Source organism: Dietzia sp. Cai40 (assembly GCF_014145165.1).
GTDB classification, from domain to species: Bacteria; Actinomycetota; Actinomycetes; order Mycobacteriales; family Mycobacteriaceae; genus Dietzia; species Dietzia natronolimnaea.
This window is the reverse complement of sequence record NZ_JAALEB010000423.1, coordinates 1-1,609: the sequence shown is the minus strand read 5'-3', so window position 1 is coordinate 1,609 and position 1,609 is coordinate 1. Positions and strand designations below refer to the sequence as shown.

Below are 1,609 nucleotides of genomic sequence, written 5' to 3'. Positions count from 1 at the left end.
GTCGCCACGAGCACGGCGGAGGCGCGGGACCCTTCGGCCCTGGTGGGCCGTTCGGCCCGGGCGGCCCGTTCGGGCCCGGTGGACCTTTCGGCCCGGGCGGCCCGTTCGGCCCGTTCGATGAGGGACGTGGGATGCGGCGCGGCCACCAGAGGCGACGACGACGAGGGGACGTCCGACGCGGCACGCTCCTGCTATTGGCCGAGGGACCGCGGAACGGCTACGGGATCATCCGCGAGCTCGCCGAGCGCAGTGGCGGCACGTGGCGCCCCAGCTCGGGCGCGGTCTACCCGGCCCTGTCTCTATTGGAGGACGAGGGCCTCATCGGTCCCGCGGAGGACGCCGGACCCAAGCACTACCAGCTCACCGACGCCGGTCGCGTCGAGCTCGAGACACTCGCGGACCGCCCCGCCCCGTGGGACGACGCCACCGAGGAGGCCACCTCCCGACTGGGCGGGGACGCCGACCTCTGGAAGGCGTTCGGCGAGGCCGCCATGGCGGTCCGGGCCGTCGTCCAGACGGGCGACCCGACCACCAGCACCGCGGCCACCGAGGAACTGGTCGCGCTACGCAAGCGTCTCTACGGGTTGTTGGCCGACGCCGGCGACTGAGCAGCGGCCGGTCACCCCACCCCGTTGTCGGCCAGAAAGCGTCGAAGTTCGGAGGTGCCGGTGACGATGTTGAACGCCTGGCATCCGCCGCGGATGGCGTAGGAGTTCACGCCCACCACCCGACCCGACCCGTCGACGGTGGGCCCGCCGGCCATACCGGGGCTGATGTCGGCGTCGATCTCGTATCCCTCCACCCCCCTCGCGGAGGCCGGCCGCGCGGAGACGGTGCCGGCCTTGAACGACGGGGGCTGGATTGCCTTCTCCTCCGAGACGTCGGCACCGGCGCCGGGAAAGCCGATCGAGGTGACACTGTCGCCCGGTTGCGGGTCCTCCTCGGCTATCGCCAACGCCGGCGGCCGCGAGCCCGAGTCCGTCGCCTCGACCCGCAGCAGGGCCAGATCCCCGTCCTCGAACGGCATCACGTCGGCGACCCGGACAGGGACCCAGTCCGTGATGGTGGCGCCGTCGATGTCGGGCTGACCGGCCATCACCCGGACCTCGACCACGGCCTCCAGGGATCCTTCGTCGGCGACGTCGTGGTCGTCGAGGTAGGAGGAGATCACGACGTCACGGCCCTCATCCCGGCCGACGCAGTGCCCGGCGGTGATGATCTCCCCGTCCTCGCCGGCCATCCACCCCGTGCAGGTCCGTACCGCCGTCACCTCGGTGGACCGGACGTCGTCCCCCTCCCCCTCACCCGGGTCGAGGACGTACCCGGAGACGGTGGTCATGAGGAACACCACCGAGTCGTCGAGTTTCTGCGGATTCATGGACGTCGGTTCCACCGCGGGCGAGGTGGATTCGATCACCCCGGGGACGTTCTGGCCGGCCGGGGGGTTTCCGCCGCCGCCCTGGACGCACGCCGTCGCGGTGGCCACGAGCATCACCGCGAGCGGCAATGCGGTCGTCAGTCGTTGGTTCATGGCGGCTTCCTTAGCCATATGAACAGATCTTCATGTTCTGATGTCGTGAACGTTACTCCGCCCGCGAACGTCCTACCA

At 70.9% G+C, this 1,609-nt stretch carries 2 protein-coding genes; one reads left to right on the top strand and one right to left on the bottom strand.

Annotated features, from left to right (window positions below):
• A partial coding sequence (locus tag G6022_RS14840) for a PadR family transcriptional regulator (protein ID WP_206682388.1) occupies positions 1 to 608 on the top strand: 608 nt, incomplete at its 5' end.
• An 11-nt stretch (positions 609 to 619) separates the two neighbouring features.
• Here G6022_RS14840 and G6022_RS14835 read toward each other — a convergent pair.
• Positions 620 to 1,531: a serine protease gene (locus G6022_RS14835; protein WP_182609843.1), complete on the bottom strand. Its 912-nt coding sequence runs from the start codon at positions 1,529 to 1,531 to the stop codon at positions 620 to 622.
• Between the last annotated feature and the right edge of the window lie 78 nt (positions 1,532 to 1,609).